The 12,622-nt window shown below is 32.7% G+C and carries 14 protein-coding genes; 13 read left to right on the top strand and 1 reads right to left on the bottom strand.

Annotation, left to right across the window (positions count from 1 at the left end):
• The first annotated feature begins 271 nt into the window (after positions 1-271).
• From hisG to hisIE, 12 genes are all read left to right on the top strand, one after another.
• On the top strand, positions 272-1,129 hold the full coding sequence (hisG, locus tag ACHZDT_RS23480) for an ATP phosphoribosyltransferase (RefSeq protein ID WP_394777125.1): 858 nt from the start codon (positions 272-274) through the stop codon (positions 1,127-1,129).
• Between the two features lie 333 nt (positions 1,130-1,462).
• The gene (gene hisD / locus ACHZDT_RS23475) at positions 1,463-2,761 is read left to right on the top strand and encodes a histidinol dehydrogenase (protein WP_394777124.1); all 1,299 of its coding nucleotides are present in this window, start codon (positions 1,463-1,465) and stop codon (positions 2,759-2,761) included.
• Between the two features lie 95 nt (positions 2,762-2,856).
• Positions 2,857-3,906: a histidinol-phosphate transaminase gene (gene hisC, locus ACHZDT_RS23470; RefSeq protein ID WP_394777123.1), complete on the top strand. Its 1,050-nt coding sequence runs from the start codon at positions 2,857-2,859 to the stop codon at positions 3,904-3,906.
• On the top strand, positions 3,899-4,351 hold the full coding sequence (locus tag ACHZDT_RS23465) for a hypothetical protein (RefSeq protein WP_394777122.1): 453 nt from the start codon (positions 3,899-3,901) through the stop codon (positions 4,349-4,351). Before hisC ends, ACHZDT_RS23465 begins: the two co-directional genes overlap by 8 nt.
• A 38-nt stretch (positions 4,352-4,389) precedes the next feature.
• Positions 4,390-5,526 (top strand): bifunctional histidinol-phosphatase/imidazoleglycerol-phosphate dehydratase HisB, encoded by a 1,137-nt coding sequence (hisB, locus tag ACHZDT_RS23460; protein ID WP_394777121.1) that lies wholly within the window; start codon positions 4,390-4,392, stop codon positions 5,524-5,526.
• Positions 5,527-5,572: 46 nt separating this feature from the next.
• Complete coding sequence (locus ACHZDT_RS23455; RefSeq protein WP_394777120.1) at positions 5,573-5,761, top strand: hypothetical protein; 189 nt, start codon at positions 5,573-5,575, stop codon at positions 5,759-5,761.
• A complete protein-coding gene (locus tag ACHZDT_RS23450) occupies positions 5,758-6,174 on the top strand; it encodes a hypothetical protein (protein ID WP_394777119.1) in 417 nt (138 codons plus the stop codon). The genes ACHZDT_RS23455 and ACHZDT_RS23450 overlap by 4 nt, the downstream gene beginning before the upstream one ends.
• A 9-nt stretch (positions 6,175-6,183) precedes the next feature.
• The gene (gene hisH / locus ACHZDT_RS23445) at positions 6,184-6,777 is read left to right on the top strand and encodes an imidazole glycerol phosphate synthase subunit HisH (RefSeq protein ID WP_394777118.1); all 594 of its coding nucleotides are present in this window, start codon (positions 6,184-6,186) and stop codon (positions 6,775-6,777) included.
• A 103-nt stretch (positions 6,778-6,880) separates the two neighbouring features.
• Positions 6,881-7,624, top strand: coding sequence for a 1-(5-phosphoribosyl)-5-[(5-phosphoribosylamino)methylideneamino]imidazole-4-carboxamide isomerase (hisA, locus tag ACHZDT_RS23440; protein WP_394777117.1), 744 nt, complete (start codon positions 6,881-6,883; stop codon positions 7,622-7,624).
• A 126-nt stretch (positions 7,625-7,750) separates the two neighbouring features.
• A complete protein-coding gene (locus ACHZDT_RS23435) occupies positions 7,751-8,062 on the top strand; it encodes an NIPSNAP family protein (protein WP_394777116.1) in 312 nt (103 codons plus the stop codon).
• 66 nt (positions 8,063-8,128) lie between these two features.
• Positions 8,129-8,884: an imidazole glycerol phosphate synthase subunit HisF gene (gene hisF / locus ACHZDT_RS23430; protein WP_394777115.1), complete on the top strand. Its 756-nt coding sequence runs from the start codon at positions 8,129-8,131 to the stop codon at positions 8,882-8,884.
• A gap of 44 nt (positions 8,885-8,928) precedes the next feature.
• Positions 8,929-9,528 (top strand): bifunctional phosphoribosyl-AMP cyclohydrolase/phosphoribosyl-ATP diphosphatase HisIE, encoded by a 600-nt coding sequence (gene hisIE, locus ACHZDT_RS23425; protein WP_394777114.1) that lies wholly within the window; start codon positions 8,929-8,931, stop codon positions 9,526-9,528.
• Positions 9,529-9,708: 180 nt separating this feature from the next.
• Here the strand turns inward: hisIE and ACHZDT_RS23420 are convergent, their stop codons facing one another.
• Positions 9,709-10,407, bottom strand: a complete 699-nt coding sequence (locus ACHZDT_RS23420) for a carbohydrate-binding family 9-like protein (RefSeq protein ID WP_394777113.1) — start codon at positions 10,405-10,407, stop codon at positions 9,709-9,711.
• A gap of 178 nt (positions 10,408-10,585) precedes the next feature.
• Between ACHZDT_RS23420 and ACHZDT_RS23415 the strand changes: the two genes are divergently transcribed.
• Complete coding sequence (locus ACHZDT_RS23415) at positions 10,586-12,241, top strand: M1 family metallopeptidase (protein ID WP_394777112.1); 1,656 nt, start codon at positions 10,586-10,588, stop codon at positions 12,239-12,241.
• The last annotated feature ends 381 nt before the right edge of the window (positions 12,242-12,622 follow it).

The following is a 12,622-nucleotide window of genomic DNA, read 5'->3' as shown; positions in this document are numbered from 1 at the left end:
TTTTAACAATAAACTATCGTTAAGTTAAATTAAAAATAGCATTTTTATGAAATTAACTACTATATTTGCAACCGAATCAAAGAATTATAAAACAACCAAGTCATGATTTCTATTCAATTACATCATCATCATTTTCATAATTGCTCTCAGGCGATGTGTTAATGGTATGCATGTAAATCATCATATTTTAAAACCCGTTTGAGTACATCAAACGGGTTTTTTAATTCCTATTCTTTGTACTCAAAATATTAATTCAGTAAAAACTAAAAAAATGAGTACGTTAAAAATTGCAATTCAAAAATCAGGTCGTTTAAACGAAGACAGCATTCAAATTCTAAGAGATTGTGGTATTTCGATCAACAACGGAAACGATCAGCTAAAAGCCGAAGCTTCAAATTTTCCTTTAGAAGTTTTATATCTTAGAAATTCAGATATTCCACAATATTTAATTGACGGAGTTGTAGATCTGGCGATTGTGGGAGATAATCTTTTAGTAGAAAAAGGAAAACATATTGAAGTAATTCAAAAGCTTGGATTTTCGAAATGCAAAGTTTCAGTTGCCGTGCCTAAAACTTTCGAATACAATTCTATTCAGGATTTAGCGGGTTTACGCATCGCAACTTCTTACCCAAATACAGTAAACGAATATTTCAATTCTTTTGGATTAAAAGTTGATATTCACCAAATTTCAGGTTCTGTAGAAATCGCCCCAAATATTGGGCTTGCCGATGCAATTGTAGACATCGTTTCAAGTGGAAGTACTTTATTCAAAAATAATTTACGTGAAGTAGAAGTGATACTGAAAAGTGAAGCGGTTCTCGCAGTTTCCCCAAAAGTTTCACCGGAAATTCAAAAACATATCGATACATTAAAGTTCAGGATTCAGGCAGTTTTAAGAGCACGAAATTCAAAATATATTTTGATGAACGTTCCGAATGATAAAATCGATGCAATTGGAAAAATTTTACCAGTTTTACGCAGTTTAACAGTTTTGCCATTAGCTCAGGAAGGCTGGAGCAGCGTACACTCTGTAATTGACAAAGATACTTTTTGGGATGTAATAGACAAACTAAAAGAAGCCGGAGCCGAAGGAATTCTAGTTTGCTCAATTGAGAAAATGGTACTATAAAGGGAAAGAAATTCCAATTTAAAAATTCCAAATTCCAACTGAAAATGAAATTCCAACTGAAAATGAAATTCCAATAAAAAATAAAATTCCAAATTCCAAACCTCGACAACAGCTTTGTGAACTCTGTGATTTTAAGCTCAAAAAATAATAAAAAAAACTTAGTGAACTCTGTGTTAAAAGCATCATTAGTAAACTATAGGCAACAGCTTTGCGAACTTTGTGCTTTTCAAAACAAAGAATAGATAAAAAACCTTGCGCTCTTTGCGGTTAAAAAACACATAGCGTTTGGAATTTGGAATTTTAAAAAATTGGAATTTATTAAATAATATAATTATGAATAAAATAGACAATCCAAAACCAGATACCTGGTCAGAAATATTAAAAAGACCAACCAAAACAATCGATGATATCGAAGTTACGGTAAAAGAAATCTTTAAAGAAGTTCAGAAAAAAGGAGACGAAGCCGTTGCAAAATACACTTCAATCTTTGACGGAATTGCTTTAGAGAATTACGAAGTTTCACCAAATGAAATTCAGGAAGCCGTAAATTCAATTTCAACCGAATTAAAAGAAGCGATTCAGTTAGCAAAAGACAATATTTTAAAATTCCACACCGCTCAAAAAACAGATAAAATTTCGGTTGAAACTGTCGAAGGCGTAAACTGCTGGCAGGAAAAAAGACCAATTCAAAAAATTGGATTATATATTCCGGGCGGAACTGCGCCTTTGTTTTCAACTGTTTTAATGTTGGCCGTTCCCGCTGAAATTGCCGGATGTAAAGAAATAGTATTATGTTCGCCGCCGGATAAAACCGGAAAAATAAATCCGGCAATTTTATATGCTGCCAATTTATGCGGCGTAACAAAAATCTTAAAAGTGGGCGGAATCCAGGCAATTGCCGGAATGACATTTGGAACTCAATCGATCCCAAAAGTATATAAAATCTTCGGACCTGGAAATCAGTTTGTAACCGTGGCAAAACAATTGGCAACTCAGTTTGGCGTTGCAATTGATATGCCGGCAGGACCTTCAGAATTGTTGGTTGTGGCTGATGATACGGCAGTTCCGGCGTTTGTAGCTTCAGATTTGTTGTCTCAGGCAGAACACGGAACAGACAGTCAGGTAATTTTAGTTTCGACTTCAAAAAAACTAATTGATGCCGTTGAAAAAGAAATTCAAATTCAAATTGAAGAGCTTCCGCGAAAAGAAATTGCCAAAAAAGCCATTGAAAATTCCAAATTAATTTATGTTGAAAGCGATCAGATTGCTTTGGATTTAATCAACGAATACGGTCCGGAACACTTTATAATCTGTTCAGAATTTGATGATTTTTATTGCAACGGAATTGTAAATGCAGGTTCGGTTTTTATTGGAAATTATACTCCGGAAAGTGCCGGTGATTATGCTTCCGGAACAAATCATACATTACCAACAAACGGATATGCCAAAAATTACAGCGGTGTAAATCTGGATAGTTTCATGAAATCGATGACGTTTCAGAAAATAACAGAAAAAGGAATTCAAAATATAGGAAAAGCGATTGAAATTATGGCTGAAGCCGAAGGTTTACAAGCGCATAAAAATGCTGTGACGCTTCGTCTCGAGTCCTGCAAGGTTTCTAAAACCTTGTAGGTTTATATTAAATCGGACTATAAGTTTGATTTTTTTAAGTTATAATAATCATACCTACAAGGTTTTGGAACCTTGCAGGAGTAAAATTAAAAAAGATGGACTTTAATATAAATAACATAATACGAGAAAACGTAAAATCATTAAAACCTTATTCGTCTGCGCGCGATGAGTTTGAAGATTTTGATACTGCCGAAATGATTTTTTTGGATGCCAATGAAAATCCGTTTCAAAATGGTGTGAATCGTTATCCAGACCCGCAACAGACTTCCGTTAAAGCAATTCTGGCGAAAAATAATAACGTAAAATCAAGTCAGATTTTATTAGGAAACGGAAGTGACGAAGTGTTGGATTTGCTTTTCAGGGCTTTCTGTGAACCAAAAACCGACAATATTATTTCGTTACCGCCAACGTACGGAATGTACAGCGTTCTGGCGAATATCAACGCAGTTGAAAACAGAGAAGTTTTACTTTCGCATGATTTTCAACCGCAAGTAGAAAAGATTCTTGACACAGTTGATGACAATACAAAAATCATCTTTTTATGTTCGCCAAATAATCCAACTGGAAATTCTTTTTCGGATGAAAGTGTGGTAAAATTACTTCAGAACTTTAAAGGTTTGGTTGTAATTGATGAAGCTTATATTGACTTTTCAGACAAAGAAAGCTGGTTGACAGAAATCGATGAATATCCGAATTTGGTGATTACACAAACGCTTTCAAAAGCATATGGTTTGGCCGGAATTCGTTTAGGAATTTGTTATGGTTCTGAGGCTGTAATTTCGGTTTTGAATAAAATAAAACCTCCTTATAATGTAAACGAATTAACGCAGCAAAGAGCGATTGTTCGTTTGAATGATTCAGATAAAATAAAACAGGAAATAGCTTCTATCATTGAGCAAAGAGAGGAATTACTTAAAGTTTTACTTGATGTTAGTTTTGTGGAGAAAATATATCCAACCGAAGCGAATTTTATCTTGGTAAAAGTAGATGATGCCAATAAAAGATACGATCAATTAATCGCAAAAGGAATCGTAATTCGCAACAGAACAACACAGCCTTTATGCAAAAACTGCCTTCGTTTTACGATTGGAATTCCAGAGGAAAATGATAAATTGAAGGATATTTTATTAAAACTAAATGAATAGAAATTTTGAAATGATAATATTAAAACTAAATAAAATTTTAATTGTAACTTTTTTGAGTATTACTGCATTAATGAGTGCGCAAGATAACGTAAGTATTCCAAAAAAAGCTAAGGTATATTTTTTAAGATCAACTGGTTTTGTAGGATCTGGCACTTCTTTTAAAACATATATTGACGGTGAACTGGTTTGTAGATTAGGTAATAAAAAATATTCGATTCATGAAGTTTCTGAAGGAAAGCATGAATGTTATGTTTTGTTTGGAGGATTAAAGATTAATGAAAAGGTTGAAAACTGCGAAATTAAGGTTCAAGAAAACAAACCAACTTATGTTCAGTTTTTTTTAGATAATGGAATTTTTGGTTATAAAATTTATTGTAAAGAAATCACAGGGGAAGATGCAAAAAAGAAAATAGAAAAAATGAAGGAAGATGTAAAATGCCTATAATTTTATTCTGAAATCATTAATAATATAAGAAATGTAAAATGAAAAAAGTACTTTTTATTGATCGTGACGGAACGATTGTTTTAGAACCTGAAAATTATCAGTTAGATGCTTTGGAGAAAGTAGAATTTTATCCAAAAGCTTTTCAATATTTGGCTAAAATTGCCAATGAATTAGATTACGAATTGGCGATGGTAACGAATCAGGACGGGCTTGGAACGGATAGTTTTCCGGAAGATACGTTTTGGCCAACGCAGAATTTCATTTTAAAAGCCTTTGAAAATGAAGGTGTTTTGTTTGATGATATTTTTGTAGACAGATCATTTCCAGACGATAATGCGCCAACACGCAAACCGAGAACGGGAATGTTGACGAAGTATTTGAACAATCCGGAATATGATTTGGAGAATTCTTTTGTTTTAGGAGATCGTTTGACAGATGTTGAATTAGCGAAAAACCTGGGAGCAAAAGCCATTTTCATGAATATGACGGACGGAATTGGAAGTAATGAAATTTCGTCGAAACGTGAAGAATTGAACGATACAATTATCTTACAGACAACAAGTTGGAAGAGAATTTATGAGTTTTTGAAACTTAAAGCACGTTCGGCGTCAATTACGCGTAAAACCAATGAAACAGATATTTTTATCGATTTAAATCTTGACGGAACCGGAAAAAGTAAAATCGAAACCGGAATCGCTTTTTTTGATCATATGTTAGATCAAATTGCGCGTCACGGTCAAATGGATTTAGAGATTTTAGTAAAAGGTGATCTTGAAGTTGATGAACATCATACGATTGAAGATACTGCAATTGCTTTGGGCGAAGTTTTTGCCAAAGCATTAGGAAATAAATTAGGAATCGAGCGTTACGGATTCTGCTTGCCGATGGACGATTGTTTAGCGCAGGTTGCGATTGATTTTGGTGGAAGAAACTGGCTGGTTTGGGAAACGGAATTTAAACGTGAAATGGTGGGGAAAATGCCAACAGAGATGTTTTATCATTTCTTTAAATCGTTCTCCGACGGTGCAAAAGCGAATATCAACATAAAAGCAGAAGGAACAAATGAACACCACAAAATTGAAGCGATTTTTAAAGCTTTCGCTAAAGCAATAAAAGTTGCGGTGAAAAGAGATACGGAGAAAATGATTTTGCCTTCAACAAAGGGAATCCTTTAAAAAAATATTGTTACTGATTTTTTTGATAAAAAGAAATAATTTAAAAATGGAAAAAGAGATAGAAAATGAACTATTAAAACTTGTTACAAATCCAAGACAACATAATCTTAGTTTCTCAGAATTAATAGAAAATTTTGAATTAATATTAGAAAAATATAATCCCATTGAGAAATCTTTTGAAATCAAAAAATATTTTGATAAGGATATGGGAAAATCAAGTGCCACAAAAAAATGATTGAAGATAATATTATTGACGAAAAATGGTTTGAAAATAATTTTACAAAATCAGAGAAACAAAAGAAAGATTTTAAAGGTTTGTATATCTATATTCATAATGATATACCTTTTTATGTTGGAATTTCTAAAGGCGTAATTGGAAGAACAATTCAGCATTTAAAAGGTCATAATCATCATAGTGCTTCACTTGCATATAATATCGCAAAATTATTGTATAAATTAGAAGTAAGGGAAGAATATACTAAAACACGTAAAGAATTTGATTTTAATTATGCAACTCGTGTCAAGGATTTACTTTTAAAACAAAAAATTGCATTTATTCCAATTTCAAATGATGAAGAAATGTATTTGTTTGAGATTTATTGTGCTATGAAATATAAATGTGAACTAAATAAATTTGAAACACATTAAATAATTAAAATGAAAATAGTAATTATAAATTACGGAGCAGGAAATATTCAAAGCATTATGTTTGCTATTGAAAGACTTGGTTTTAAAGCTGTTTTGAGTAATAATCCCGAAGAAATTCTGGCGGCTGATAAAGTGATTTTCCCGGGGGTTGGAGAGGCAAGTTATGCTATGAAAAAGCTGAAAGAAAGCGGTTTGGATAGTTTGATTCCAGATTTGAAACAACCGGTTTTAGGTATTTGCCTTGGAATGCAATTGATGTGTAATTCATCTGAAGAAGGAAATACGAAGGGTTTGGGGATTTTTGATGTTGATGTAATTAAATTTACGTCAAAAGTAAAAGTGCCACAAATGGGATGGAATCAGATTTATGATTTAAAATCGGATTTGTTTAAAGGGATTTCTGAAAATGAATTCATGTATTTGGTACATAGTTTTTACGCCCCATATTGCGATGAAGCCATTGCTACAACGAATTATGAATTAGAATATGCATCGGCTTTGCAGAAAAATAATTTTTACGGAACTCAATTTCACCCTGAAAAAAGCGGAGCTGTTGGGGAAAAAATATTAGAGAACTTTCTTAAATTAAATTCCAAAGAATAAATTCCAAATTCCAATTGCGAAAATCAATATTAATTGCAATATCAAAAATCAATTTCAATTTTTAGAATCTAAATCTAAAATCAGAAATCTAAAATAACAAAACATGAGAATAATACCAGCTATAGATATCATTGACGGAAAATGTGTCCGTTTATCAAAAGGTGATTATGACACTAAAATAATTTATAACGAAAATCCGCTTGAAGTAGCGAAATCCTTCGAAGCACACGGAATCGAATATTTGCATTTAGTAGATCTTGATGGTGCAAAATCGAGTAAAATTGTCAATTATAAAATATTAGAGCAAATTGCGACGCAAACTAGTTTGAAAATTGATTTTGGAGGAGGCTTAAAATCAGATGATGATTTGAAAATTGCTTTTGAAAGCGGTGCGAATCAAATTACTGGCGGAAGTATTGCGGTTAAAAACAGAACAATTTTCGAAAAATGGATTTCGGAATATGGATCAGATAAAATCATTTTAGGCGCTGATGTAAAAGACGAAAAAGTGGCTATTTCAGGTTGGTTAGAAAATTCAGATGAAGATCTGATTCCGTTTATTCAAGATTATCAAATCAAAGGAATTCAATACGTTATTTGCACTGATATTGCAAAAGACGGAATGCTTGAAGGTCCGAGTTTTGATTTGTATGATAAAATATTAAAAGAATGTAATTTCAAATCGAGTGGAGTCGAGATTAAATTAATTGCTTCCGGAGGAATTTCAACTTTTGATGAGTTGCCAAAATTAGCCGAATTAGGTTGCGAAGGAACTATTATTGGAAAAGCAATTTACGAAGGAAGAATAACATTAAAGCAACTTGAAAATTATATTTTAAATAAATAGATAATTTCGCAAAGATGCACAAAGTAAAGCACAAAGATTCGCTAAAAAAATCTTTGTGAACCTCTGTGAAAATCTTCGCGAAGCTCTGTGGAACAACTGAAAAGCATCTCATTAAAAAATAAAATTATGATAACTTGTCACTTAAAATACACAATAGATCCTTATCAACTAGAGGTTTTTGAAGATTACGGTAAGAGATGGATTAAAATCGTAAATCGTTTGGGAGGACAGCATCACGGTTATTTTATGCCATCTGAAGGAGCGAATAATATTGCATACGCACTGTTTTCTTTTCCAAGTTTTGCTGATTATGAAAATTATCGTAAAGCAATGTTTTCAAAAGACGATCTGGAATGTGTAGAAGCTTTTAAACTTGCAGAAGACACAAGATGTATTATAAGTTACGAGAGGACGTTTTTAAGTCCTGTATTTGAATAGGCAAAAAATTAGATGATTTTGCATTGCGCTGAATTATCTAATTTTCTCATTAACACATTAAAAAAAATGCTAGCAAAAAGAATTATTCCTTGTTTGGATATAAAAAACGGAAGAACCGTAAAAGGTATTAATTTTATGGACTTGCGTGACGCGGGAGATCCTGTTGAATTCGCAGAAATTTATTCGGCTGAAGGCGCAGATGAATTGGTTTTTCTTGATATTTCAGCTACCGAAGAACGTCGTAAAACGTTAGTTAATATGGTGCGAAGTGTTGCAGAGAAAATCAATATTCCGTTTACGGTTGGCGGCGGAATTTCGTCTGTTGAAGATGTTGAAATTCTGTTGAATAATGGAGCTGATAAAGTTTCAATCAATTCATCGGCAGTAAAAAATCCGCAATTGATTAATGATTTGGCAGAGAAATTCGGAAGTCAATGTGTTGTGGTTGCGATCGATGCGAAACAAATTGACGGACAATGGATTGTACATTTAGTTGGCGGAAAAGTGCCAACAGAATTAAATCTATTCGATTGGGCTGTTGAAGTTGCTGAACGCGGAGCAGGAGAAATTTTATTTACTTCGATGGATAACGACGGAACTAAAAACGGTTTTGCAAACGAAGCTTTGGCAAAATTGTCTCAATTAATTAATATTCCGATAATTGCTTCGGGTGGCGCAGGAAATATTCAGCATTTTGTAGATTCATTTAAGGTAGGGAAAGCTGATGCTGCATTGGCTGCGAGTGTTTTTCACTTTAAGGAAATTGAAATAAAAACGTTGAAACAGGAATTAAAAAATAACAATATAGAAGTTCGAATCTAGTTTTATCTTTAAGACTTTCAACTTTTAAACTTTAGACTAAAAATATGAACGTAGATTTCACAAAAAGCGCAGACGGATTGATTCCGGCAATTATACAGGATTCGGAAACAAAAAACGTTCTGATGTTGGGATATATGAACGAAGAATCGCTTCAAAAAACAATAGAAACTCAGAAAGTAACTTTTTTTAGCCGTTCAAAACAAAGACTTTGGACAAAAGGCGAGGAGAGTGGCAACTTTTTGAATCTTGTAGATATTAAAAATGATTGCGATGGCGATACACTTTTAATTCAGGCAAAACCTGTTGGACCAACTTGTCATACTGGCGCAGATACTTGCTGGCAAGAGGAAAACAAGGAAAATTATGGTTTTCTATCAAATCTTGAAAATACTATCAAAGTTCGTAGAGAAAATGCCGATTCAGAGAAAAGTTATGTAGCTTCATTATTCGAAAAAGGAATTAATAAAATTGCTCAAAAAGTTGGTGAAGAAGCCATAGAAGTGGTTATCGAAGCAAAAGATGATAACGATGATTTATTCCTGAGCGAAAGTGCTGATTTATTATTTCACTATTTAATTTTATTACAGGCAAAAGGTTTTCAATTGAATGATGTTGTTGATATTTTGAAGAAACGTCAGAAGTAAATTTTATATTTTACTACAATCTTGTCAGACTGAGCCAAGTTGAAGTCCCGCAAAGTGATTCAGCAAACGTGACTTCGACTTCGCTCAGTCTGACATATATGTAAAACAAAAAATAAAAAAATCTGTTTAAATCCGCGTTTTCGCTTAGCGAATCCGTGTCATTTGTGTGCCATTTCATCACTATTCCATAAACTCAAAAACAGCAAATTCTTCCGGTTGATGAAATCCAAATTTCCTACTCTTATAAGGTTGTAAAGCAAGATATTCTGTTGTGTTACCGTAATCGATTCTAAAAGTATTCCCTCTCCATTTTGCACCTGTTTTTGGTTTAGTAAAATTGCCATTTTTAATGGTTTCTAAACTTGAAAACGGAATCTTGATTTCAGTATTAAAACCTTCAGAAGTTATTCTGCTTTGCGCTTCTAATTCTGAAACATCAAAAGTCATTGTTGTATTCCAACCTCCGCAAACAGGCGAAATACATTTAAGCAACATATCATAATTGGATGAAAAAGAATTTACTCCAATTTCGATATAATTCTGACCATCACCATCGGGATCAATAAAAATTTCTACTAAATCATCTGTAGTAAAAATGGAAGAATCTTCTTTCTGAGCTTTCCCTACTATCTTAGAATCGGTGGAACGATATGCGATATATAGGTTTTCGTCATTCCACGAAAGTGAAACAAATGTATTTTGAGTAGCTTTTTCTCCCGAATTATGAATCACGAACGGACCAAAGAAAGGCGTTTTCCAATCTGATAAATTTCCATCGATAATAATGATTTCATTTGTTTTATAGATGGGAATGCTTTGTGAATAATGTATTATTGGATATATAAAACTTAGAAAGACGATGATGGTACTAATTTTCATAAGAGAAATAAATGAAATTTGATTGGCTAAAATAAGAAAGAATAAATGATTAAACATTGAATTTTATGATTAGAGATTGTAAAATGAATTAAAATTTGATTCGAATGTTTACATTTGTTGGAAGTTAAAGTTAGTTGAAATGCCTTTTATTTTGATTAAAGAAAAATATATACTTCGTATGAAAAAATACTTTGGTGGCGTCTTTATCGCCTTTTTGTTTGGTTTTACCTCCAATGCGCAGGGACTTTTGAATAAGTCAGAAACAGTTTTTACACATCAGGATTCTTTACGCGGAAGCATTACAAAAGAAAGAGCCTGGTGGGATTTAAAATATTATCATTTAGATGTAAAAGTAAATCCAAAGGAAAAAACTATTGTTGGTTCAAATACAGTTCGTTATACTGTTTTAACTGAAAATAATAAGATGCAAATTGATTTGCAGGAACCAATGCAGATTTTTAAAGTGACTCAAGACGGAAAAGAATTGAAATTTGAAAGAGACGGAAATGCTTTTTTTATTCAATTAACTGAAAAACAAAAAGTTGGAGACACTAAAGAAATCATAATATCATTTGGAGGAAAACCTAAGGAAGCGATTAAACCACCATGGGACGGCGGAATTACATGGAAAAAAGATAAAAACGGAAATGACTTTATTGCTTCATCTTGTCAGGGTTTAGGTGCCAGTATTTGGTGGCCAAACAAAGATCATATGTATGACGAAGTAGAAAATATGTTGATTTCGGTGAATGTTCCGGGAAATTTAACCGATGTTTCTAACGGAAGATTACAAAACGTCCAAAAAGAAAAAGACGGAACAAAAACTTTTAATTGGTATGTTTCAAACCCAATTAATAATTATGGTGTCAATATTAATATTGGTGATTACGTTAATTTTTCAGAGAAGTATAAAGGAGAAAAAGGAGATTTAGATTGTAATTATTACGTTTTAAGTGATAATCTGGCGATTGCCAAAGAACAGTTTAAAGATGTGCCAAGAATGCTAAAGGCATTTGAAAACTGGTTTGGACCTTACCCTTTTTACGAAGATAGTTACAAACTAGTCGAAGCGCCATATTTAGGAATGGAACATCAAAGCAGCGTAACGTACGGAAACGGTTTTAAAAACGGCTATTTAGGTCGTGATTTAAGTGGAACTGGCTGGGGATTAAAATTTGATTTTATCATTATCCATGAATCCGGACACGAATGGTTTGCTAACAATATTACTTATAAGGATATCGCAGATATGTGGATTCACGAGAGTTTTACCAATTATTCTGAAAGTCTTTTTCTTGAATATTACTACGGAAAAGAAGCTGGAGCAGAATATGTAATTGGATGCAGAAAAATCATACATAATGACAAACCAATCATCGGAAATTATGATGTAAACAACGAAGGATCAGGAGATATGTATCCAAAAGGTGCCAATATGCTTCACATGATGCGTCAGATAATTAATGACGATGCAAAATGGAAGTCGATTTTAAGAGGTTTAAATAGTACTTTTTATCATCAAACAGTTACATCTAAACAAATTGAGGATTATATTAACACGCAATCAGGTATTAATTTTAATAGGGTTTTTGCACAATATTTAACGACAACTCAAATTCCGGTTTTTGAATATATCTTTAAAAATGGGACTTTAGGATATCATTGGACAAATTGTGTGGCAAAATTTGATATGCCGGTTAAAGTAATTTTAAATGGTCAGGAAATTTGGTTAAAACCAACAACTGAATGGAAATCTGAGAAAACAACCAGCGATGAACGAAAAGTTGAAGTAGATAAAAATTTTTATGTGACCAGCTCTAATATTGTTGAATAAATAGGTTTTTAATTTCATTTGCGAAGCTACAGTATAAATTCAAAATCCCAATTGTTATACTTTAGATATAGCAAACCCGACAGGTTTTTAAAATCTGTCGGGTTTTTTATTATACCTATATATAAGGAGTGATTTCAAATAGCAATATAAGTGAGAACTATGAATTTAAAATTGAGATTTAGTTTAAATCAGAGCTATTCCTTTCAATCTTTTGTTGCTTTTTAAGAAAAACGCAAAAGGATTTTCTCCCGAGGCTTCGGGACTATCGGGGCTAGGGTGTAGTTTTCATAAGAAAGACCTATATAGAAGGATTCAATGAAACTTAGCGACTTTGCGTCTTTGCGCGAATAAAATCAAAATCAAGATAAATCAGCGTAGAAC

The organism is Flavobacterium sp. (assembly GCF_043722275.1).
Lineage (GTDB): Bacteria > Bacteroidota > Bacteroidia > Flavobacteriales > Flavobacteriaceae > Flavobacterium.
Note: the sequence above shows the minus strand (reverse complement) of the source record. Positions and strands in the feature narration are given on the sequence as shown.

What these genes read in the sequence shown, in the direction of transcription:
- hisG (WP_394777125.1), top strand. Translation starts at nt 272, where the DNA reads ATGAGTACGTTAAAAATTGCAATTCAAAAATCAGGTCGTTTAAACGAA.
- hisD (WP_394777124.1), top strand. Translation starts at nt 1,463, where the DNA reads ATGAATAAAATAGACAATCCAAAACCAGATACCTGGTCAGAAATATTA.
- hisC (WP_394777123.1), top strand. Translation starts at nt 2,857, where the DNA reads ATGGACTTTAATATAAATAACATAATACGAGAAAACGTAAAATCATTA.
- ACHZDT_RS23465 (WP_394777122.1), top strand. Translation starts at nt 3,899, where the DNA reads ATGAATAGAAATTTTGAAATGATAATATTAAAACTAAATAAAATTTTA.
- hisB (WP_394777121.1), top strand. Translation starts at nt 4,390, where the DNA reads ATGAAAAAAGTACTTTTTATTGATCGTGACGGAACGATTGTTTTAGAA.
- ACHZDT_RS23455 (WP_394777120.1), top strand. Translation starts at nt 5,573, where the DNA reads ATGGAAAAAGAGATAGAAAATGAACTATTAAAACTTGTTACAAATCCA.
- ACHZDT_RS23450 (WP_394777119.1), top strand. Translation starts at nt 5,758, where the DNA reads ATGATTGAAGATAATATTATTGACGAAAAATGGTTTGAAAATAATTTT.
- hisH (WP_394777118.1), top strand. Translation starts at nt 6,184, where the DNA reads ATGAAAATAGTAATTATAAATTACGGAGCAGGAAATATTCAAAGCATT.
- hisA (WP_394777117.1), top strand. Translation starts at nt 6,881, where the DNA reads ATGAGAATAATACCAGCTATAGATATCATTGACGGAAAATGTGTCCGT.
- ACHZDT_RS23435 (WP_394777116.1), top strand. Translation starts at nt 7,751, where the DNA reads ATGATAACTTGTCACTTAAAATACACAATAGATCCTTATCAACTAGAG.
- hisF (WP_394777115.1), top strand. Translation starts at nt 8,129, where the DNA reads ATGCTAGCAAAAAGAATTATTCCTTGTTTGGATATAAAAAACGGAAGA.
- hisIE (WP_394777114.1), top strand. Translation starts at nt 8,929, where the DNA reads ATGAACGTAGATTTCACAAAAAGCGCAGACGGATTGATTCCGGCAATT.
- ACHZDT_RS23420 (WP_394777113.1), bottom strand. Translation starts at nt 10,407, where the DNA reads ATGAAAATTAGTACCATCATCGTCTTTCTAAGTTTTATATATCCAATA.
- ACHZDT_RS23415 (WP_394777112.1), top strand. Translation starts at nt 10,586, where the DNA reads ATGAAAAAATACTTTGGTGGCGTCTTTATCGCCTTTTTGTTTGGTTTT.